The 19,389-nt window shown below is 70.2% G+C and carries 20 protein-coding genes; 11 read left to right on the top strand and 9 right to left on the bottom strand.

From position 1 onward, the window contains the following. The 7 genes from ABD151_RS14670 to ABD151_RS14700 form a co-directional block, all read left to right on the top strand. Positions 1 to 585 (top strand): LLM class flavin-dependent oxidoreductase (locus ABD151_RS14670; RefSeq protein ID WP_343995509.1); only part of this gene is annotated, 585 nt, incomplete at its 5' end. Beyond that, complete coding sequence (locus tag ABD151_RS14675) at positions 586 to 1,080, top strand: nuclear transport factor 2 family protein (RefSeq protein WP_343995510.1); 495 nt, start codon at positions 586 to 588, stop codon at positions 1,078 to 1,080. After that, positions 1,073 to 1,858 carry an SDR family NAD(P)-dependent oxidoreductase gene (locus ABD151_RS14680; protein ID WP_343995511.1) on the top strand — a complete coding sequence of 262 codons (786 nt, stop codon included), beginning with the start codon at positions 1,073 to 1,075 and terminating at the stop codon, positions 1,856 to 1,858. Before ABD151_RS14675 ends, ABD151_RS14680 begins: the two co-directional genes overlap by 8 nt. Positions 1,859 to 1,891: 33 nt before the next feature. Continuing rightward, positions 1,892 to 2,251 (top strand): YidH family protein, encoded by a 360-nt coding sequence (locus ABD151_RS14685; RefSeq protein ID WP_343995512.1) that lies wholly within the window; start codon positions 1,892 to 1,894, stop codon positions 2,249 to 2,251. A gap of 2 nt (positions 2,252 to 2,253) precedes the next feature. Next, a complete protein-coding gene (locus tag ABD151_RS14690; RefSeq protein WP_343995808.1) occupies positions 2,254 to 2,553 on the top strand; it encodes a DUF202 domain-containing protein in 300 nt (99 codons plus the stop codon). Positions 2,554 to 2,654: 101 nt separating this feature from the next. Beyond that, positions 2,655 to 3,068, top strand: coding sequence for a nuclear transport factor 2 family protein (locus tag ABD151_RS14695; RefSeq protein WP_343995513.1), 414 nt, complete (start codon positions 2,655 to 2,657; stop codon positions 3,066 to 3,068). Between the two features lie 6 nt (positions 3,069 to 3,074). Next, entirely contained in the window at positions 3,075 to 3,839 is a 765-nt protein-coding gene (locus tag ABD151_RS14700) for an MBL fold metallo-hydrolase (protein ID WP_343995514.1), read from the top strand. A 139-nt stretch (positions 3,840 to 3,978) separates the two neighbouring features. Here the strand turns inward: ABD151_RS14700 and ABD151_RS14705 are convergent, their stop codons facing one another. The 7 genes from ABD151_RS14705 to ABD151_RS14735 form a co-directional block, all read right to left on the bottom strand. Beyond that, positions 3,979 to 5,136, bottom strand: coding sequence for a sulfotransferase family protein (locus tag ABD151_RS14705; RefSeq protein ID WP_343995515.1), 1,158 nt, complete (start codon positions 5,134 to 5,136; stop codon positions 3,979 to 3,981). A gap of 48 nt (positions 5,137 to 5,184) precedes the next feature. After that, positions 5,185 to 6,339, bottom strand: a complete 1,155-nt coding sequence (locus tag ABD151_RS14710) for a hypothetical protein (RefSeq protein ID WP_343995516.1) — start codon at positions 6,337 to 6,339, stop codon at positions 5,185 to 5,187. After that, complete coding sequence (cysC, locus tag ABD151_RS14715; protein ID WP_343995517.1) at positions 6,332 to 8,251, bottom strand: adenylyl-sulfate kinase; 1,920 nt, start codon at positions 8,249 to 8,251, stop codon at positions 6,332 to 6,334. The genes ABD151_RS14710 and cysC overlap by 8 nt, the downstream gene beginning before the upstream one ends. Further along, entirely contained in the window at positions 8,251 to 9,159 is a 909-nt protein-coding gene (gene cysD, locus ABD151_RS14720) for a sulfate adenylyltransferase subunit CysD (RefSeq protein ID WP_343995518.1), read from the bottom strand. Before cysD ends, cysC begins: the two co-directional genes overlap by 1 nt. Before the next feature lie 163 nt (positions 9,160 to 9,322). After that, complete coding sequence (locus ABD151_RS14725; protein ID WP_343995519.1) at positions 9,323 to 9,958, bottom strand: TetR/AcrR family transcriptional regulator; 636 nt, start codon at positions 9,956 to 9,958, stop codon at positions 9,323 to 9,325. 79 nt (positions 9,959 to 10,037) lie between these two features. Further along, positions 10,038 to 10,655: a TetR/AcrR family transcriptional regulator gene (locus tag ABD151_RS14730; RefSeq protein ID WP_343995521.1), complete on the bottom strand. Its 618-nt coding sequence runs from the start codon at positions 10,653 to 10,655 to the stop codon at positions 10,038 to 10,040. Beyond that, positions 10,652 to 12,286, bottom strand: coding sequence for an AMP-binding protein (locus tag ABD151_RS14735; protein ID WP_343995522.1), 1,635 nt, complete (start codon positions 12,284 to 12,286; stop codon positions 10,652 to 10,654). The genes ABD151_RS14730 and ABD151_RS14735 overlap by 4 nt, the downstream gene beginning before the upstream one ends. A 138-nt stretch (positions 12,287 to 12,424) precedes the next feature. Here ABD151_RS14735 and ABD151_RS14740 point away from each other — a divergent pair, with 138 nt between their 5' ends. Together ABD151_RS14740 and ABD151_RS14745 are read left to right on the top strand one after the other, a co-directional pair. Further along, positions 12,425 to 13,597: an acyl-CoA dehydrogenase family protein gene (locus tag ABD151_RS14740; protein ID WP_343995523.1), complete on the top strand. Its 1,173-nt coding sequence runs from the start codon at positions 12,425 to 12,427 to the stop codon at positions 13,595 to 13,597. Beyond that, complete coding sequence (locus ABD151_RS14745) at positions 13,597 to 14,355, top strand: SDR family NAD(P)-dependent oxidoreductase (RefSeq protein WP_343995524.1); 759 nt, start codon at positions 13,597 to 13,599, stop codon at positions 14,353 to 14,355. The genes ABD151_RS14740 and ABD151_RS14745 overlap by 1 nt, the downstream gene beginning before the upstream one ends. Before the next feature lie 109 nt (positions 14,356 to 14,464). Here ABD151_RS14745 and ABD151_RS14750 read toward each other — a convergent pair whose 3' ends face one another. Further along, complete coding sequence (locus tag ABD151_RS14750; protein ID WP_343995525.1) at positions 14,465 to 15,061, bottom strand: hypothetical protein; 597 nt, start codon at positions 15,059 to 15,061, stop codon at positions 14,465 to 14,467. Between the two features lie 141 nt (positions 15,062 to 15,202). Between ABD151_RS14750 and ABD151_RS14755 the strand changes: the two genes are divergently transcribed. Both ABD151_RS14755 and ABD151_RS14760 read left to right on the top strand, forming a co-directional pair. Then, complete coding sequence (locus ABD151_RS14755; RefSeq protein ID WP_343995526.1) at positions 15,203 to 16,756, top strand: AMP-binding protein; 1,554 nt, start codon at positions 15,203 to 15,205, stop codon at positions 16,754 to 16,756. Between the two features lie 66 nt (positions 16,757 to 16,822). Further along, positions 16,823 to 18,190, top strand: coding sequence for an HNH endonuclease signature motif containing protein (locus ABD151_RS14760; RefSeq protein WP_343995527.1), 1,368 nt, complete (start codon positions 16,823 to 16,825; stop codon positions 18,188 to 18,190). A 251-nt stretch (positions 18,191 to 18,441) separates the two neighbouring features. Here the strand turns inward: ABD151_RS14760 and ABD151_RS14765 are convergent, their stop codons facing one another. Further along, a complete protein-coding gene (locus ABD151_RS14765; protein ID WP_462931656.1) occupies positions 18,442 to 19,344 on the bottom strand; it encodes a formylglycine-generating enzyme family protein in 903 nt (300 codons plus the stop codon). Positions 19,345 to 19,389 lie beyond the last annotated feature (45 nt).

Raw genomic sequence — 19,389 nt, forward strand, 5'->3', positions numbered from 1 at the left:
CACCCGCTGGAGATCGCCAAGCGCTACGGCACCTTGGACATGCTCAGCGGCGGACGCGTCGTGCTCGGTCTCGGCGTCGGCTCGCTCAAGGAGGAGTTCGACCTCCTCAGCGCCGACTGGGAGAGGCGCGGCAAGGTCTCCGACGACGCCCTGGACGCGCTGCGCAGCTCGCTGTCCAAGCGCGAGGTCGAGCACCACGGTCCGTTCTACGACTTCGCCGACCTCGTCGTCGAGCCGCACGCGGTTCAGCAGCGGGTGCCGATCTGGATCGGCGGTCACACCCCGATCAGCCTGCGTCGCGCCGTCAAGTACGGCGACGGCTGGTGCCCCTTCGGCCTCCCCCACGACAAGCTCGCCGAGATGCTGAGCGCGGTCGAGGTGCCCGAGGGCTTCGAGATCGTGCTCGGCGCCGGTCGCCCCCTGGACCCGATCGGCGAGGGCGAGCGCACGGCTCGCGCGCTGCGCCGCACCCGGGATGCGGGCGCCACTATCGCCAACGTGCACGTGCAGGCCGACTCGGCCACCCACTACGTCGAGCAGCTGGAAGCGCTCGCCGCCATCTCCGCCGAGATCCAGGAGGACTGAATGACCGACGTCGCCGCGCAGCTCGAGGCGCTCACCGCCCGACTCCAGGTGCTGGAGGACCAGGCGGAGATCATCCGCCTGATCGCCAGCTACGGTCCCCTGGTCGACGCCGGCTGCGCCGACGAGGTCGGCGCGATCTGGACCGAGGACGGCGTCTACGACGTCGACGAGATGTACATGGGCTCGCGCGCCGACATCGTCGCGATGGTCAACGGCGAGGCCCACCAGGGCCTGATCGCCAAGGGCTCGGCGCACTTCCTCGGCCCGGCCGCGGTGAACGTCGACGGCGACACCGCGGTCGCGGTCTGCCAGTCGATCCTGATGGTGCACCACAAGGAGCGGTTCATCCCGGCCCGCGCCGGCATCCACCACTGGGAGCTGGTCCGCACCGCCGACGGCTGGCAGACCACCCGCCGCACCTCGCGGCTGCTCGACGGCGACCTCGACACCCGGGCGCTGATGGCGGCCGGCGGCAAGGGCGAGCGTCGTGGCTGAGGGCCGGCTCGCCGGCCGGGTCGCGGTGATCACCGGCGGCGGTGACGGCATCGGTGCCGGCATCGCCCGCCGCTTCGCCGCCGAGGGCGCGAAGGTCGTGGTCGCCGAGATCAACGCCGAGAAGGGCGCGGAGGTCGCCGAGGAGATCGGCGGTCTCTTCATCCCGGTCGACGTCACCCAGCGCGATCAGGTCGAGGGCATGGTCGCCACCACCGTCGCCGAGCTCGGCAGCCTCGACATCCTGGTGAACAACGCCTGGGGCGGCGCCGGCATCGGCCGGGTCGAGTTGAAGACCGACGAGCAGCTGCAGCGCGGCTTCGCGATGGGCTACTACGGTCCGTTCTGGGCGATGCGTGCCGCCTACCCGCACATGAAGGCGGCCGGCTGGGGCCGGATCGTCAACATGGTCAGCCTGAACGGCGTCAACGCGCACATGGGCACCCTGGAGTACAACTCCGCCAAGGAGGCGCTGCGCACGCTGAGCCGCACCGCCGCGCGCGAGTGGGCACCCAGCGGCGTCACCGTGAACGTGATCGCCCCGGGCGCGCGCAGCGCCGCCTTCGAGCGGATCGCCGCGGCCCGCCCGGAGATCGCGGCGGCCGCCGACAACGCCAACCCGATGGGGCGGATGGGCGATCCGCTGGAGGACATCGCTCCTGCTGCGCTCTTCCTCGCCTCCGAGGACAGCCGATACGTGACGGGCAATACCCTGTTCGTGGACGGCGGCGGCCACATCAACGGCGTCGCCTGGACCCCGGACCTCGACGCCCCGTCCTGATCCTCGCCCCTACCTGAACGGAGACCCCGGCAGATGGCTCCCGAACGCCGCTGGCCACGCAGTGTCTATGCGGAGGGCGCCGAGCCGGACTACCGGTTCAGCTTCGCCAACGAGCGCACCTTCCTGGCCTGGATCAGGACCGCGCTGGCGCTGCTGGTGGCCGGGGTCGCCGTCGACGTCGTCGACCTGTCGCTCTCGAACGGTGCGCAGAAGGCACTCGCCGTGCTGCTGGTCGCGGCCGGCCTGCTCACCACCATCGCGGCCTGGGGGCGCTGGGCGATGGCCGAGCGGGCGGTGCGGCGCGGCGCCGCCCTGCCCTCGTTCGGGATCGGCGCCGGGCTGGCCCTGGTGCTGATCGTCGCCGCGGCGATCGCCCTGGCCGGGCTCCGTTGACGGTGGCCACCTTCGACGATCCCGGGATCGCCAACGAGCGCACCGCGCTCGCCTGGCAGCGGACCGCCCTCTCGATCGTCGGTGGCGCAGCGATCCTGGCCCGGCTGCGTGCCGAGGACCTGGTGCTCCTGGTCATCCCGCTCTCCTTGGCCGCGCTGCTCGGACTGTGGGTGCTCTTCGAGAGCCGCTGGCGCTACCACCGCACCAACCGCGCCGTGAAGCGCGGCGGCCGGGCACCAGCGGCGCTCTCGCTGGCGACCGGACTGATCGCGGTCAGCGAGCTGATCGCCTTGTTGGCCTAGCAAGTCCCAGCGCACGGGCCCGCAGATCCTGGAACCGCTCCCGCGCGCTACCGTGACGCGGCACACTGGTGCCAGCGAATCAAGTGGGAGGTTCACCGCAGATGTCTGCTCGTTACGAGGTGCTCGAGGCTGTCGCCGACTTCGCCCGAAGCACCGATGCCCGCGACTGGGTGACCCTGCGCGGCCTGCTGGCCGACGACGCCCGTGGCTACGGCACCGACGGCGCCGAGCAGGTCATCGCCCAGATGCGCACGCACCTCGACGGCTGCGGCCCCACGCAGCACCTGCTGGGCAACCACCGGGTCAGCTTCGCCTCCGAGGAGAAGGCCCGGGTCTGGAGCTACGGCCGGGTGATGCACATCGGCGCCGGCGACAAGACCGGACAGACCCTCGAACTCTTCGGCGAGTACGACGACACCTGGGTGCGCCAGGCCAAGGGCTGGGTGCTGCATCGTCGCGCCTTCGAGATCAGCATCTCGCTCGGCGACTGGGGCGTGCTGCGCAAGGCGCAGTAGCCGCCGATGCCCGACCTCGCGTTCACCTGGTGGGGCCACGCCAGCGGCGTGGTCGAGCTGGGTGACGCGCGGATCGCCCTCGACCCGGTCTTCAGCCGGCAGCTCTACCATCTGCGCCGCCGGATCGTGCTGCCCGAGGAGCTGCGCGCACCACGCGCGGACCTGGTGCTGATCTCCCACCTGCACGCCGACCACCTGCATCTGCCGTCGCTGCGCCGCTTCGATCCCGCCACCCGGCTGATCGTGCCGCGCGGCGCGGCTCCGCTGTTCGCGGCGATGCCGAACCCGTTGACCGAGGTGGTCCCCGGCCAGCAGGTCCGCCATGGCGAGGTCACCATCGAGGTGCTCCCCGCCCATCACGACGACCGCCGGCTGCCGGGCTCCCGGCTCCGTGCGCCGGCCCTGGGCTTCCGGCTCGCCGACGCCACCCACAGCGTCTGGTACCCGGGCGACACCGGCCTCTTCGACGGCCTGGCCGACGTGGCCCCGGTCGACCTGGCGATCGTGCCGATCGGCGGCTGGGGACCGAGCCTCGGCGAGCACCACCTCGACCCGACGCAGGCCGCCGAGGCGGTCCGCCGGGTCGGCGCCGAGTGGGCCGTGCCGGTCCACTACGGCACCCTGTGGCCGGTCGGTCTCGAGGTCGCCCGACGGACCCGGCAGCGACTCTTCGTCGAGCCCGCCGACCGGTTCCGCGATCAGATGGCCTCGCAGCTGCCCGCCGTCCGCCTGGACACGCCGGCCCCCGGCCACCGGCTGCACCCCCGCTAGAACCTCCACCCCTCCACACCCCCCGCTAGTGCCAGAGGGGCGTGAAGCGGTGAGGTTCGGACGGCGTCCGCGCGGGTGAGGCCGCCAGCTGTTCACAGGCGGGGTCGGCGCACAGGCGGCGTCAGCGGAGCAGGTGGCGTCAGCGGTCGAAGGCGGCCAGCACGTCTGCCTCGGTGAGGCCGTAGTCGGCCAGGTCGTAGGCATGCTTGGGCGCCGCCTTGCCCTGGCGGGCCTCCTCGTCGGTGGCCGCGACGGCAGCCTCCACCTCCGGGGTCCAGTCCAGCCCGAACGCCTCGTAGACCGTGCGGGCGGTGCCGACCTGGTCGCGGAGCAGATCGCCGAACGCGATGTCGACGAACTGGCTCTGGTCGTAGGCACCACGTGCGTCGTGGAACGCGTGGTACGAGTGTGCCCACAGGTCGAGCTGGCTGCGGCCGAGCCGCTCGCCGACGAAGGCATCGGACTGGCCGACGGTGGTCTCCGCCGCCAACGAGCAGGCCGAGGCGATGCAGGTGACCGGCTCCCGGTGCGTGTAGACGATCAGGGCATCCGGATAGACGGACATCACCGCGTCGAGCGCACTCATGTGCGACGGGTTCTTGAGCACCCACCGCTTGTCGGCGTCGTTGAGCCCGATCAGCTGCAGGTTCTCCCGGTGCCGGGCGTAGGCGTCGGTCCAGTCCTGGCCACGCAGCCACTCGGTGTACTGCGGCAGGTAGGCCAACGACTCGTAGGAGTTGGACTTGCCGGTCTGGCGCAGCACCCGCCAGCACTCCTCCACGGTCGCCGCGTCCATGAAGTGGATGCCGGCATAGTCCGGCGAGGCCTCGTGGTGCGCGGCGAAGGCCTGCTGCATCCCGGAGAAGACCGGGTCGGCCTCCCAGGTCTCGCGCGGCGGCCGCGGCTGCGGGAACTGGGTCAGCCACAGCTCCAGCCCCTGGCTCGCCGGATCGGCGTGCAGCAGCCGGTGCAGGATCGTGGTGCCGGTCCGCGGCAGGCCCATCAGGAAGATCGGCCGCTCGATCGGCACCTCTCGCCGCTCGGGATGCGCGGAGAACTGGGCCTGGGTCAGCAGCCGGCCGACCAGTGCGCTCTTCACCTCCGAGCGCTGGAAGTACCGGCCCCGCGGGGTCAGGCCCGCGGCCGGCGAGTTGAGGTCGTCGACCAGGATCCGCAGCCCCTCCTCGTGGGCGCCGTCCCCGAAGTCGGAGAGGCCGGTCGAGCGGACCGCCGCCTCGACGATCTCCTCGTAGCTGCCGACGCTCGCCCGCTCACGCGCCATCACGTTGTCACTCATCACCGTTCTCCTTGCCCTGCGAGGTTGTGAGCATCCGAACGCCCACGATCACGAGATCATCCGTTGCGCGATGCCGACCTGGCGCTCCGCGATCCGACCAGCGTATTGCTCCGGGGTCACCTGATTCTGCGCATAGTGCGGCAGGTGCGCAGCGATGTCGTCGAAGGAGACCAGCTGCACCTGCGGGCCGTCGGCCTCGGTCAACGGTCGCGCCACCCGTTGCCAGCGCAACATGATCACGCCGTCGGCGTGGCCGGTGGTGTCGAGCCAGTTCGCGATTCCCGGGTTGCGCGTCGAGATCACGTAGCGGTAGTAGCCGTCCGGGTCGGCCTGGGCCTGAGCACCCGTCAACGACGTCTGATAGTGCTCGTAGTCGGTGGAGACGTACCACTTGGATCCGATCTGGATCGCCTGGTACGGCGCCGCATCACAGACCGGCACGGTGACGATCAGCGCCTGGTCGTCGCCGAGCTGGTAGTGACCGAGGGAGGAGAACTGGCTGGCCAGTCCGCCCGGCGTCGACTTCGGCATGGTGAGCGTGTTGACCGGCTCCATGTAGGTGAACCACTTCGGGAACTCGAACCAGGTCCGGATCCGCCCGGTCAGCGCCTTGGCTGCGACGCCGTAGCGCTTGGCGACCTGCGCCCGGGTGAGCGGCACCCGCGGCACGCCGGCCGTGTCGAGGCGCTGGATCCGGATGGTGCCGCGTCGCTCGTTGACCCAGTCGCTGGAGACCTCGCGAATGATCACCGTGGTGCCCTTGGTCAGCCCCATCTCCGGCCCGAAGCGCCAGGAGAAGCTGCCGTCCTCGGCGATCTCCAGATCCCGGTCGTCGAAGGAGGCCAACGACGTCGGCGACCCGTCGGCCGAGTAGTTGCCGTCCATCACCTGGAAGGAGAGGTCGACGGTGGTGCCGCGGACGCCGGAGATCTCGTAGGTGCCGCCCTCGTCGAGGTAGGCGTTGAAGTAGATCGCGTCGGGGTTGTCGAGGCCCTGACGGGCGTACTGGTGGGTGCCGTTCATCAGCACCGGGTGCACCAGGTCGTAGTCGAACGCCGCCTGGATCGAGGAGCGGATGCCCCCGGCCAGATAGTCGTAGCCCTCGGCCCGCTCCTGCTCGGTGATCTCGAACGGCGGGTTCGCGATCAGTGCCTCGGCCTCCGCGATCGCGTCGCGGAACGAGCCGGTCCAGTCCTCAGTCATCCTCGTTGCCCTCTCGCGTGATCGTCTCCGACGCGGTGCCGGGGACGGTGGTGCTCGCCTGCTCGACGGCCGCCACCAGCAGCGCCGCCGACGCGTCGACGCCGCCGTCGGCCGGCGACAGGGTGAGCTCGGGGCGCGCCGGCGCCTCATACGGCGCGTCGACGCCGGTGAAGTCGCTGATCTCGCCGGCCCGGGCCCGCGCGTACATGCCCTTCGGGTCACGGGCCTCGCAGACCTCCAGCGGCGTGTCCACGAAGACCTCGACGAAGCGCAGGCCGGCGGCCTGGTGCGCGGCGCGGACCCGGTCGCGGGCCTCGGCGTCCGGGGAGACCAGGGAGACGATGGCCACCTGACCGGAGTCGGCCAGGATCTGCGCGACGGCGCCGGTGCGCCGCACGTTCTCCGCACGGTCGCCCGCACTGAAGCCGAGGTCGGCGTTGAGGCCGTGGCGCAGGTTGTCGCCGTCGAGCAGGTACGCCGCGCGGCCGCTCTCGTTGAGCAGGCGCTCGGCCTCGGCAGCGATCGTGGACTTGCCGGAGCCCGAGAGCCCGGTCAGCCACAGCGTCATCCCCTGCCCGTCCCCGGGTGCCGGGCGCGCGTCGCGGGCGACGGCGCCGTCGTGCCACACCACGTTGTCGTGCTGGTAGGCCGGGCCGGTGATCATGCCGGCCGCGACCGTGTTGTTGGTGGTCTCGTCGATCAGGATGAACGAGCCGGTCTCGCGGCTGCGCCGGTAGGCGTCGAAGAGCAGCGGCTGCTGGGTGCGCAGCGTGATCCGGCCGATCTCGTTGAGCCCGAGCTCGTCGACCTGCTCGTCACGGTGCAACGTGTTGACGTCGAGGCGGTAGTCGATCTTCTCGACGACGGCCCGCGTCGAGCGGGTGGTGTGCTGGATCGTGTAGCGGTGCCCGGGGACGAGGCTGGACTGCTCGGTGAGCCAGCAGAGCATGGCGTCGAGGTCCTGGCCGACGAACGGTCGGTTCTGCGGCCGGCAGATCAGGTCGCCGCGGGCGATGTCGATGTCGTCGGCGAGCTCGACGGTGACCGCCTGGCCGGTGAACGCCTCCTCCAGCTTGGTGCCGCCCGGGCCCCAGACCGCGGAGACGGTGGTGGTCCGGCCGAGCGGCAGCACGGTCACCTCGTCACCGGCCTTCATGACGCCGCCGGCGAGCGTGCCCGCGTAGCCCCGGAAGTCGTGCAGGTCGGCGTCGCGCGACTGGTGCGGGCGGATCACGTACTGCACCGGCAGCCGGACGTCGATCAGGTTGCGGTCCGAGGCGATGTGCAGGTTCTCCAGGTGGTCCAGCAGGGCGGAGCCGGTGTACCAGCCCATCGCCTGGCTGCGGGTGACCACGTTGTCGCCGGTCAGCGCGCTGATCGGGATGAACGAGAGGTCGCGCACCTCGAGCTTGGCGGCGAACTGCTCGAACTCGCTGCGGATCTCCTCATAGACCTCCTCGGAGAAGTCCACCAGGTCCATCTTGTTGATGCAGACCACCAGGTGCGGGATCGCCAGCAGGCTGGCCAGGAAGGCGTGCCGTCGCGACTGCTCCAGCACCCCATGGCGGGCGTCGATCAGGATGATCGCGACGTCGGCGGTGGAGGCGCCGGTGACCATGTTGCGGGTGTACTGCAGGTGCCCGGGGGTGTCGGCGATGATGAACTTGCGCTTCGGGGTGGCGAAGTAGCGGTAGGCCACGTCGATGGTGATCCCCTGCTCGCGCTCGGCGCGCAGGCCGTCGGTGAGCAGCGCCAGGTCGGGAGCGTCCGAACCCCGGGCCTTGCTGGTGGTGGCGACGGCGTCGAGCTGGTCGGCGAAGATCGCCTTCGAGTCGTACAGGAGCCGGCCGATCAACGTGGACTTGCCGTCGTCGACGGACCCGGCGGTGGCGATGCGGAGCAGTTCGCTCATCAGAAGTAGCCCTCCTTCTTGCGGTCTTCCATGCCGGCCTCGGAGATCCGGTCGTCGGCGCGGGTCGCGCCGCGCTCGGTGATCCGTGCGGCCGCCACCTCGGCGACCACCTGGGCGGTGGTGGTGGCGTCGGACTCGACGCAACCGGTGCAGGTCGCGTCGCCCACGGTGCGGAAGCGGGTCAGCGCCTCGAAGGGCTGCTCCCCCGGCTTCGGCTCGATGAACCGGTTGACGGCGAGCAGCATGCCGTCGCGCTCGACGACGGTGCGCTTGCGGGCGTAGTAGAGCTCGGGGAGCTCGATGCCCTCGCGCTCGATGTAGGACCAGATGTCGAGCTCGGTCCAGTTCGAGAGCGGGAAGACCCGGATGTTCTCGCCCTTGCGGTGCCGGCCGTTGTAGAGGCTCCACAGCTCGGGGCGCTGGTTGCGCGGGTCCCACTGGCCGAACTCGTCGCGGAACGAGAAGACCCGCTCCTTGGCCCGGGCCTTCTCCTCGTCGCGGCGTGCGCCGCCGAAGGCGGCACCGAACTGGTTCTCGGCGATGCCCCGCAGCAGGGCGGCGGTCTGCAACCGGTTGCGCGGTGCCCCCGGGTACTCCTCGTGCGAGCGGCCGGCGTCGATGTCGTCCTGCACGCTGGCCACGATCAGCCGCAGGCCGTGCTTCTCGACCATCCGGTCGCGGTACTCGATCACCTCGTCGAAGTTCTGCCCGGTGTCGACGTGCATCACGCCGAACGGCACCTGCGCGGGCCAGAAGGCCTTGATCGCCAGGTGCAGCATCACCACCGAGTCCTTGCCGCCGGAGAAGAGCAGCACGGGCTTCTCGGCGGTGGCCGCGACCTCGCGGAAGATGTGCACCGACTCCGACTCCAGCCGGTCGAGGTGCGTCTGTTCATAGACGACTGTCACGGGATCCTCATCCTTCGCGTTCGGGGTCCGTCCAATTCGAGTCAGAAGACTGACACGAAATGTCGGGGGCGGTCAACACGGGTCCCACCGAGGCCGACGGCTCCTCCCGGAAATGCCGAAGCGGCCGGTGAGCACTGTGCTCACCGGCCGCCTCCGGCCAAGGTCAGGCCTCCGTCGAGGCCTCCGCGTCAGTCGCCGTCTCACCGGACGTACTCGAGGCGCCGGACGCGTCGGCGCCGGAGCCCGAGCGGGCAGCGCCGGCCGCCAGCTCGTTGATCGCCCAGGTGATCGTGTCGACCGCCTCCTGGGTCGACATCCGCCAGCTCAACGCCAAGCGCTCGTAGGCGTCGGTGCTCCACAGCACGTCGAGCACGGCCGCGAGCCGGTCGTCGCCGCCGCTGGCCCGGCGCAGGGCGCGGTTCCGCTCACGGTCCATCGCGATCACCGCCGCCGGCGGGATCCCCTGTGCGGTCGCCCGCGGGGTGAAGGTGGCCAGCGAGTTGAAGAGCCGGTCCACCACGACCGGCACCTGCTCCAGGTCCATGTCGTCATAGGAGATCGCGGCCTGCTCGTTGATCCGCACCATCATCGCCTCGTGCAGATCGCGCTGCGCCGGGAAGTGCCGGTAGACCGTGCGCTCACTGACCTCGGCGCGCTCGGCGACCACCTTGAAGGTGATGTCGCTCCAGTTCCAGTTGCCACTCGAGCGGGCAAGCTCCAGCGCTGCTTCGAGAATCCGCTCACGACCGCGGCTCTGGCGCCGGGAGTTGTCGTACTTGCGGGGACCTGCCGCCGTCATGACGTCGACCCTAACCGTTGATTGGTGCAGGGCTGCACCCCGCGATCCCGCTGGGTGCAGCCCTGCACCGATCAACGGGTCAGGCGGTGAGGGCGTGGACGATCAGCGAGGCCAGCTCGGCATAAGCCTCGGCGTCGCTGAGCTCGAGGCGGGAGAACATCTCACCGCGCTGGATCTCGAACATGGTGGCGGCCACCATCTCGGCGGCGAACGCCGCGTGCACCTCACGGAAGGCGCCGGTCTCGATCCCGGACGCGATCAGCTCACGGATCCGGTCGGCGGCCGCAGCCGTGTTGCGCCGGTAGACCTCGGCAGCCGGCGCGAAGGCGGCCATGTCGGCGACGAAGTCACGCGAGAGCGGCTCCAGGTAGTCGCCGACCGCGGTCAGGTAGGCCACCACCCGGGCATCAGGCGCGGCACCGGCCGCCTCCACGGCGGCCTCGACCTTCGGCACCGACTCCCGGAAGTACTGCTTGACCGCCTCGGTCACCAGCTCCTGCTTGGAGCCCGCCAGGGTGTAGAGGGAGGTCTTGGAGCAACGCAGCCGAGCGGCCAGATCGTCGAGCGTGAACTCGGCGAAGCCCTCGGCTGCGAAGAGCGCCACCAGGCGATCCAACAGATCGACCTGACGCGCGGTGCGACGACGTCGACCCGCAGACGCTCCCCGCCTGCCGGTCGACGTCGTCACAGTGGTCATGCCTTCGAGATCTCCTCGGTACGTTCCTTGCGCAGCTGGAATCGCTGAATCTTCCCAGAAGGCGTCTTCGGAAGTTGCGAAACGAAGTGAATCTCTCGCGGGTACAGGTGGGCCGCGAGCTTGGTCTTGACCCGATTCTTCAGCTCGGTGGCCAACTCCGCCGAGGGAGTCTCACCCGGCGCGAGCACCACGAAGGCCTCGACCACCTCGCCACGCAGGGCGTCCGGGACGCCGACCACGGCGGACTCGGCCACCCGCGGGTCGCCGACCAGCACGCTCTCGACCTCGAACGGGCCGATCCGGTACCCGGCCATGATGATCACGTCGTCATCGCGGGCCGAGAAGTAGAGGAAGCCATCGGCGTCCATCTGGCCGGCGTCGCCGGTGTAGTACCAGCGGCCGTCGGCGCTGAACCGCTCGGCGGTCTTCTCCGGAGCGTCCACGTAGCCGGTGAACCACATCAGCGGGCTGCCCGCCAGGTCGATCACCACGCGGCCGAGCTCGCCGGGCTCGGCGATCTCGTCGGACTCCTCCTTGAGCACGGCGGCCTTCCAGCCCGGCATCGCGCGCCCCATCGAGCCGTGCCGGATGTCGGCGTAGACGTCGGGGTGCCAGCCGTTGACGATCGACATGCCCAGCTCGGTCTGGCCGTAGGTGTCGTGGATCTCCGCACCGAGCGTCTCCGCGCCCCAGGTGACGACGTCCGGGTTCAGCGGCTCGCCGGCCGAGGAGATCCGGCGCAGGTCGATTCCGGCGGGGGCCGGGGTCTCGGCCGAGCGCAGGCTGCGGAAGACGGTGGGCGCGGCGGCCAGGTTGGTGACGCCGAGCTCGGTGATCACCTTCCAGGTGGTCTCCGGGCTGAAGCCCGCCTGGAGCAGGATGTTGCGGCGACCGGCGGCCAGCGGGCCGGCGATGCCGTAGTAGAGGCCGTAGGCCCAGCCCGGGTCGGCGGCGTTCCAGTAGACGTCGTCGGCGGTGACATCGAGGCCGTACTCCAGGTAGATCACGAAGGTGGCCAGTGCCTTGACCGGGATCGGCACGCCCTTGGGGGTGCCGGTGGTGCCCGAGGTGAAGAGCCGGACCAGCTCGTCGCTGCCCTTGCGCTCCACGACCGGCGCCTTGCTCGGGTCGGCGGCGGCCAGCAGATCGGCCAGGGCGAGCTCGCCCTCGCCCGCCTCACCGGCCACGATCACCCGGCGGGCGTCGTCAGCCGGCAGGTCCTCGCTCGGCGCGAGCTTGGCGCGCTGGCTGGCGTCGGTGACCACGACGGTGGCCGCAGAGCCCTTCAGGCGCAGGCCGATCGCGGGCGGCGCGAAGGCGGTGAACAGCGGCACGTGGACGGCGCCCGCGCGCCAGATCCCGAGCACGGTGGTGACGAAGTCGGCGGACTTGCCCATCAGGGTGGCCACCCGGTCGCCCGGCTGCACGCCGAGCTCGCCCAGCGCCACCGCGAAGCGGCGCGAGCTCTCCGCGAGCTCGCCGTAGGTCAGGTCGCGGAAGGTCAGGTCGGGCTGGACGACGGTGAACGCCACCGCATCGGCCGGGTGACGGTCGCACAGGAGGTCGCCGAGGTCGCGCCCTTCATTGTCGAAGGTGGCGAGTAGGTCAGCGACGCGCTCGTCGGGGGTCATCGGGTTTCTCCCTGGTCTGAAACGGGGCCTGGTGTGTCTCGGCTCACGACACCGTGACACTTCGGTACTCCTATGAGTACTTTGGATCTACTCCCAGTATCAATCTTTCATGACGTAGAACACATTCGAGGAGCCTCAATGACTGCGCGCCGCGTGCTTCCGACCGAGGAAGCCACCGACCTGCTCGCCCTGGTCCGGGACCTGGCCACCAAGGAACTCCTCCCCCGCGCGGCCGAGGCGGAGGCCACCGAGACCTTCCCCCGCGACGTCTTCAAGCTGCTCGGCGAGGTCGGCGTGCTGGGCCTGCCGTACCCGGAGGAGTTCGGCGGCGGCGGCCAGCCCTACGAGGTCTACCTGCAGGTGCTCGAGGAGATCGCCGCGGTCTGGTCGAGCGTCGGCGTCGGCGTCTCGGTGCACGCCCTCTCCTGCTTCGGCCTCTTCACCAAGGGCACCGAGGAGCAGAAGCGGAAGTGGCTGCCCGACATGCTCGGCGGCGACCTGCTCGGCGCCTACGCACTGTCCGAGGCCCACGCCGGCTCCGACCCGGCGGCGATGAAGACCACCGCCCGCCTGGACGGCGACGAGTACGTGATCAACGGCGCCAAGGCCTGGATCACCCACGGTGGCCACGCCGACTACTACAAGCTGATGGCACGCACCTCGGACGACCGCAACGGCATCTCCTGCTTCCTGGTGCCGGCCGACACCCCCGGCCTGGTCGCGGACACCCCCGAGCGGAAGATGGGCCTGACCGGCTCGGCGACCACCTCGATCCTGCTCAACGACGTCCGGGTGCCGGTCGAGCGCCGCCTCGGCGCGGAGGGCGAGGGACTGAAGATCGCCCTTGCCGGGCTGGACGCCGGTCGCCTCGGCATCGCCGCCGTCGCCACGGGCCTGGCCCAGGGCGCCTTGGACCAGGCGGTCGCCTACGCCAAGGAGCGCGAGGCATTCGGCAAGCGGATCATCGACCACCAGGGCCTGGGGTTCGTGCTGGCCGACATGGAGGCCGCCGTGCAGAGTGCCCGAGCGATGCTGCTGCACGCCGCGCGTCTCAAGGATCAGGGGCTGCCGTACGGCAAGGAGGCCAGCATTGCCAAGATGGTGGCCACCGACAACGCCATGAAGGTCACCACCGATGCCGTTCAGGTGCTGGGCGGGTACGGCTACACCAAGGACTTCCCCGTCGAGCGCTACATGCGTGAGGCCAAGGTCATGCAGATCTTTGAGGGCACCAACCAGATTCAGCGGATGGTGATCGCGCGTGCCTTGGACAAGGACAACAACGGACAGATCACCAAGGAGAACCACTGATGCAGTTGCAGAACGTCGCCGCCATCGTCACCGGCGGTGCCTCGGGCCTCGGAGCGGCCACCGCCCAGGCCTTCGCCGCCAAGGGCGCGCGGGTCTACGCCTTCGACCTGCAGGCCTCGATCGACGCTGCCCCGGCCGTTGACGGAGTCACCTACGTGCCCGTCGACGTGACCGACCCCGAGCAGGTCCAGGCCGCCGTGGACCAGGCCGCTGGTGGCGTCGAGCCGCTGCGCGTCGTGGTCAACTGCGCCGGCATCGGCCCGTCGTCGCGGATCCTGTCGAAGAAGGGCGTCCACGACCTCGGCCTCTACGCCAAGATCATCCAGGTCAACCTGATCGGCACCTTCAACGTGCTGGCCCTGGCCGCCGAGAAGATCGCCGAGACCGAGGCGCTCGAGCACAACCAGCGCGGCGTGATCATCAACACCGCGTCGGTCGCCGCCTTCGAGGGCCAGATCGGCCAGGCCGCCTACGCGTCGTCCAAGGGCGGCGTGGTCGGCCTCAACGTGCCGGCCGCTCGCGACCTGGCGCAGTACGGCATCCGGGTGAACACGATCGCTCCGGGCATCGTCGAGACCCCGATGCTGGCCACCGTGTCGGAGGAGTTCCGCGCCACCCTGTCGGCCGGCGTCCCCTTCCCGCAGCGTCTGGGCCGCCCCGACGAGTACGCGCAGCTGGCCACCTTCCTGGTCGAGCACGACTACCTCAACGGCGAGGTCGTCCGGATGGACGGCGCGCTGCGGATGGCCCCGCGCTGATCCCGAGCTTGCGCTTGTAGCAGCCGAGCTTGCGCTTGAAGCACGAACGGACCCGCGTCCCCTGCACCTTGCAGGACGACGCGGGTCCGTTCGCGTTGCGGCTGGGTGCTCAGGTGGCGCGCTTGTAGGCGACCTTGCCCAATGCGAGGAACTTGGTCGCGTTGATCTTCGACGTCGAGTACAGGTTGAGCACCACGACTTTGCGCCCCTTGCGCACGATCAGCTGCGCATCGCGGGTGGTGGAGCCACCGCTGATCGTCGAGCGCCGGTAGGCGAACCGGTCGTCGCCGAGCTTGGGCGTGGACATCTTGGCGACCTTCATCGCCACCTCCCCGCCGTCGAAGTCCGCACACGCACGGGCGAACTTCCGGCTCAGGGTGACCGCCTGCTGCGCCTTCTTCTTGGTGGCGAAGTTGACCACCCAGACCGTCGGCGTCTGCGGGGTCTGCTCGGTGTGGGAGTACATCGCCACGGAGCCTGACTTCGCCGCGAGCATCGAGCTGGTGATGCAGCGGGTGTTGGTCAGGAACAGCGTGCTCTCCGGAGCGGTCTGGCGGGTGCCGCCGGCGAAGGCCGGGTAGACCTTCGCGACCTGACCGACGCTCGGGAACGCCGAGTCGGGCACGGCAGCGTGGGCCGGACCGCTCGGCGTCAACAGGACAGCGCCCAGCGCGCCCGCGGCCACCAGGCCGACGACTCGATTCATTGCTCTCCCCAGGTAGGTGTCTGCTCCGCGTCCAGTGTGTGGGGAGATCAGGGCACGCGCTGCCGATTCGACAGATGTCGCGTTGGCCAGGGAGCGGGAACCCTCCCGACAGTCCCGGCCGCACCCCTTAGGGTGCAGGGCGTGAGCAGCCCCACCTTCGCCGAGCTGGTCCTGGCGCGCGCCGAGGACGACAGCACCGCGATCATCTTCGAAGGTCAGTCCTGGACGTGGCGCGAGACGGTCCTCGAGGCCCGCCGGCGGGTCACCCTGATCCGTCCGCACCGCAATCATGACCTGCCCTGGCACTTCGGCGTCTTCTGCGAGAACAGCGCGGAGCACGTCTTCTGGTGGCTCGCGGCCGCATTGGACGGCGCCACGGTGGTCGGTCTCAACCCGACCCGCCGCGGCAGCGACCTGGCGCGCGACATCGGCTTCACCCAGTGCCAGTTCGTGGTCGTCGACGAGGCGCGCCGGCCGTTGCTCGACGGCATGCTCGACCTGCCGCCGATCCTCGAGGTGGACGCCGAGGGCTACCGCGACGAGGTGGCAGCGGCCGAGCCGGCGCTGATCGAGGAGCTGCCGAGCCCGGAGACGATCATGTCGTTGGTCTTCACCTCCGGCACCACCAGCGCGCCCAAGGCGGTGATCTGCACCCAGCGCCGGATGGGGATGCTGGCCGTCACCCAGCAGGAGCGCCGTGCGCTGACCGCGGACGACACCTTCTATGTGGTGATGCCGCTGTTCCACTCGAATGCGGTGATGGCCGGGCTGGCACCTGCTGTCTCGGCCGGCGCCTCGGTGGTGGTGCGCCGTAGGTTCTCGGCGTCGAACTGGCTGCCCGACGTACGCGAGCACGGCGTGACCTTCTTCAACTACGTCGGCAAGCCGCTCAACTACATCCTGGCGACTCCCGAGAAGCCCGACGACGCCGACAACACGCTGCGGATCGCCTTCGGCAACGAGGCCTCCGAACGCGACATCGCCCGGTTCGCGGAGCGCTTCGGCTGCAAGGTGATCGACTCGTTCGGCTCCAGCGAGGGCGAGATCCGGATCATGCGCACCCCCGAGACCCCGCCGGGCTCGCTGGGCCGGGCCCCGGAGGGCACCGTGGTGCTGGACCCGGAGACCCTGGCCGAGTGCCCGCCGGCCGTCTTCGACGAGCGCGGCCGGGTGACCAACGGCGACCAGGCGATCGGCGAGATCGTCAACAAGGTAGGGGCGCAGCTCTTCGAGGGCTACTGGAACAACCCCGATGCGGACGCCGACCGCTTGCGCCACGGATGGGTCTGGTCCGGCGACCTCGCCTACCGCGATGCCGAGGGCTTCTTCTACTTCGCCGGACGCAACGGCGACTGGCTGCGGGTGGACGGCGAGAACCTGGCCGCCGCTCCGATCGAGCGGCTGCTGCTGCGCTACCCCGGGTTCTCCGGCGTCGCCGTGGTGGCGACCCCCGACCCGATCGTCGGCGACGCCGTGCTGGCCGTCGTCGAGCTCGACGGCGCCTTCGACCCGGACGCCTTCCAGGCGTTCCTCGACACCCAGCCCGACCTCGGCACCAAGTGGTCGCCCGCATTCGTCAAGGTCGTCGACGAGCTGCCCCGCACCGGCTCCAACAAGGTGATCAAGCGCGCCATCGACCGGCAGCTGCGCGGCGAGGTCTGGGAGGCGACGGCGCAGGGGTACCTGCTCCGCTGACGGTCTGGTCGGGCCTCCGACGCTCGCTCGGATCTTTGTGTCGGAGGCTCCTGATGGACTGTTCGCATGATCGAGATCGATGCGACGCACACTCCGTATGAGATCAGTGACCTCGATGCGGGGTGTCTGCTTGCGGTGATCTCCGAAGGTCGGCACTCGGCGCTGGTGCTGGGGCGGCAGCAGCTGCGGTTGGCGCATCAGTGGTGCGTGGTGAACCCCGTCGTTCCTGGTGGTTCGGCGGCTTCGTGGTGTGACGACGCCGCGTTCGCGTCCTTGGATCTGGACGACTTCTTGGGTGGGGAGGGGACGCCGGCGGTGGCGGCGTTCGCTGCTGAAGAGTTCGCCGCGGCCTCGGGCATCTCCCGCTATGCCGCGCTCTCGCTGCTGGCCGACGCGTTGGATCTGCACCACCGGCTGCCGCTGTTGTGGGCACAGGTCGAACTGCTGGAGGTGCCGGGATGGAAGGCACGGCGCGTCGCCGAACTCACCCGCAAGCTCTCGCGGAAGGCGGCCGCGTGGTTCGACCGGACGCTCGCCGACGGCGAGCGGTACGGCTGGCCCACCGTCGAGCGGGTGTTGGCGATGGCGGTGGCGAAGTTCCATCCGGAGTTGGTCCGCGACAAGAACGGTCCGCTCACCAAGGCTGACTGGGACGTGCAGTTGAACCACCGCTACGGGCCCGAAGGCTCCGCGTCCGGCACCTCCACCTTGGACGTGGTCGGCGACTCCCTGGATCTGGCGCGGTTCCATGACCTCGTGTGCGACGAAGCCGAGAAGTTGAAGCGCGCGGGTGACACGGACACCCTCGGTCAGCGCAAGGCGAAAGCGCTCGGGAGCATCGCGGAGGCACAGGGCACGCTGGACTTCGATGCCGCAGGCGACACCGGCGGCGCGGCAAGCGAGCCCGCCGTGCCGGGGCGTCGCCATGGCCGTGGGCTCCGCGTCTTCGTGCACACCACGCTCGCCGACCTCTTCGGCACGAACGACCTCGCCCTCGCCGACGCCGACCGGCTCGGCCCGATCCTCATCGAGCAACTGACCGACTGGCTGAAGCGGCACGGCTCCATCGCGAGCATCACCCCAGTCATCGACCTCAACCGCGCCGGCAGCGTGGACCGCCACGACCCACCCGCCTGGATGGCCGAGCAAGTCAGGCTCAGGGACCAGCATTGCGTCTTCCCACACTGCACCCGCTCATCGGCCGACGCGGACCTCGACCACATCGATCCCTACGACACGGGGCCCAACGAACTACGCGGCCCACCCGGCCAGACGAACCCCGAGAACCTGGCGCCGCTCTGTCGACGCCATCACCTGGCGAAGACCTTCGCCGGTTGGAGGTACGTCCGCAATCGAGACGGCACCTACACCTGGTCCAACAAGCACGGCCAGACCTGGCTCGTCACCGCACTGGGCACGATCCAACTCGACTGAGCGACAGCCCCACCGCCACCTCCGGCAGCCACCCCGGCCGCCGGAGGCATCGGCGCGCCCCAGGACCACCGACGCAGCACGGCGCGCTCAACAGGCGCCACCCGCGGATGAGGACGGCCAGCAGCGCCGCCACCTCCGGCAGCCACCGCTCACCGGAGGCTTCAGCGCGCCCCAGTGGTCTCGACAAGCTCGACCACCGGCGGCGTGGTCTCGACAGGCTCGACCACCGCGACCGACGAGGGCCGCAAGCCTCACGCGTCGTTGGCGCACCGGAAGCCGATGTTCCCCGACGCCGAGTCAGGCGTGTTCGAGGAGCGGGCCGCCACCCGGTAGCGGTTGCAGTACGAGTCGTGGCACAGGTACGAGCCACCGCGCATCACCCGGGTCGCGCCGTCGGCCGGCCCACGCGGGTCCGCCACCGGCGAGCTCGCGTAGTAGTCCGCGGCGAACCAGTCGGCCGTCCACTCCCAGACGTTGCCGGCACTCTGGTAGAGCCCGAAGTCGTTGGGCGCGAACGTCTTCACCGGCGCCGTGGTCAGGAACCCGTCCTCCAACGAGTTCGTCCGCGGGAAGTCGCCCTGCCAGATGTTGCACCGGTGCCGCCCACGCGGCGTCAGCTCGTCGCCCCACGCATACCGCGCCCCCGCCAGGCCGCCGCGCGCCGCGAACTCCCACTCCGCCTCGGTCGGCAACCGCTTGCCCGCCCACGCGCAGTACGCCTCGGCGTCGTTCCAGCTGACCTGCACCACAGGGTGGTTCGCACGCTTGGAGACGTCCGAGTGCGGACCCTCCGGGTGCCGCCAGTCCGCGCCCCGCACCGCGAGCCACCACGGCACCTCCGCGACCTGATGCGAGACATCGGCCGGGTCGCCGTCGAAGGCGAGGTGGAAGACCGCGGAGACACCCAGCTCCTCCGCCTCGGTGCGATAGCCGGTCGCCTTCACGAAGGTGGCGAACTGCGCATTGGTCACCGTCGTCGCATCCACGAAGAAGGCCGGAAGCTCCACCGGGTGCACCGGCAGCTCGCCGTCGCCCGGATAGCCCTCGTCGAACGCGTCGCCCATCTCGAATCGCCCACCAGGCAACGAGATCTGCCCCCGGGTGCTCCGCGCGGCAGCAGCCGGCCGCTGCGCGGCGACGCCCACCGGGCGCATCTGGGGCAGCCCGAGCCCGGTCACGGGCGTCGGTGCACAACAAGG

It is taken from the genome of Nocardioides dubius (assembly GCF_039528155.1).
In the GTDB taxonomy this organism is placed as follows: Bacteria; Actinomycetota; Actinomycetes; order Propionibacteriales; family Nocardioidaceae; genus Nocardioides; species Nocardioides dubius.

Coding starts and splice junctions, on each gene's coding strand:
- ABD151_RS14675 (WP_343995510.1), top strand. CDS start 586: ATGACCGACGTCGCCGCGCAGCTCGAGGCGCTCACCGCCCGACTCCAG.
- ABD151_RS14685 (WP_343995512.1), top strand. CDS start 1,892: ATGGCTCCCGAACGCCGCTGGCCACGCAGTGTCTATGCGGAGGGCGCC.
- ABD151_RS14695 (WP_343995513.1), top strand. CDS start 2,655: ATGTCTGCTCGTTACGAGGTGCTCGAGGCTGTCGCCGACTTCGCCCGA.
- ABD151_RS14700 (WP_343995514.1), top strand. CDS start 3,075: ATGCCCGACCTCGCGTTCACCTGGTGGGGCCACGCCAGCGGCGTGGTC.
- ABD151_RS14705 (WP_343995515.1), bottom strand. CDS start 5,136: ATGAGTGACAACGTGATGGCGCGTGAGCGGGCGAGCGTCGGCAGCTAC.
- ABD151_RS14710 (WP_343995516.1), bottom strand. CDS start 6,339: ATGACTGAGGACTGGACCGGCTCGTTCCGCGACGCGATCGCGGAGGCC.
- cysC (WP_343995517.1), bottom strand. CDS start 8,251: ATGAGCGAACTGCTCCGCATCGCCACCGCCGGGTCCGTCGACGACGGC.
- ABD151_RS14725 (WP_343995519.1), bottom strand. CDS start 9,958: ATGACGGCGGCAGGTCCCCGCAAGTACGACAACTCCCGGCGCCAGAGC.
- ABD151_RS14730 (WP_343995521.1), bottom strand. CDS start 10,655: ATGACCACTGTGACGACGTCGACCGGCAGGCGGGGAGCGTCTGCGGGT.
- ABD151_RS14735 (WP_343995522.1), bottom strand. CDS start 12,286: ATGACCCCCGACGAGCGCGTCGCTGACCTACTCGCCACCTTCGACAAT.
- ABD151_RS14740 (WP_343995523.1), top strand. CDS start 12,425: ATGACTGCGCGCCGCGTGCTTCCGACCGAGGAAGCCACCGACCTGCTC.
- ABD151_RS14745 (WP_343995524.1), top strand. CDS start 13,597: ATGCAGTTGCAGAACGTCGCCGCCATCGTCACCGGCGGTGCCTCGGGC.
- ABD151_RS14750 (WP_343995525.1), bottom strand. CDS start 15,061: ATGAATCGAGTCGTCGGCCTGGTGGCCGCGGGCGCGCTGGGCGCTGTC.
- ABD151_RS14760 (WP_343995527.1), top strand. CDS start 16,823: ATGATCGAGATCGATGCGACGCACACTCCGTATGAGATCAGTGACCTC.
- ABD151_RS14765 (WP_462931656.1), bottom strand. CDS start 19,344: ATGCGCCCGGTGGGCGTCGCCGCGCAGCGGCCGGCTGCTGCCGCGCGG.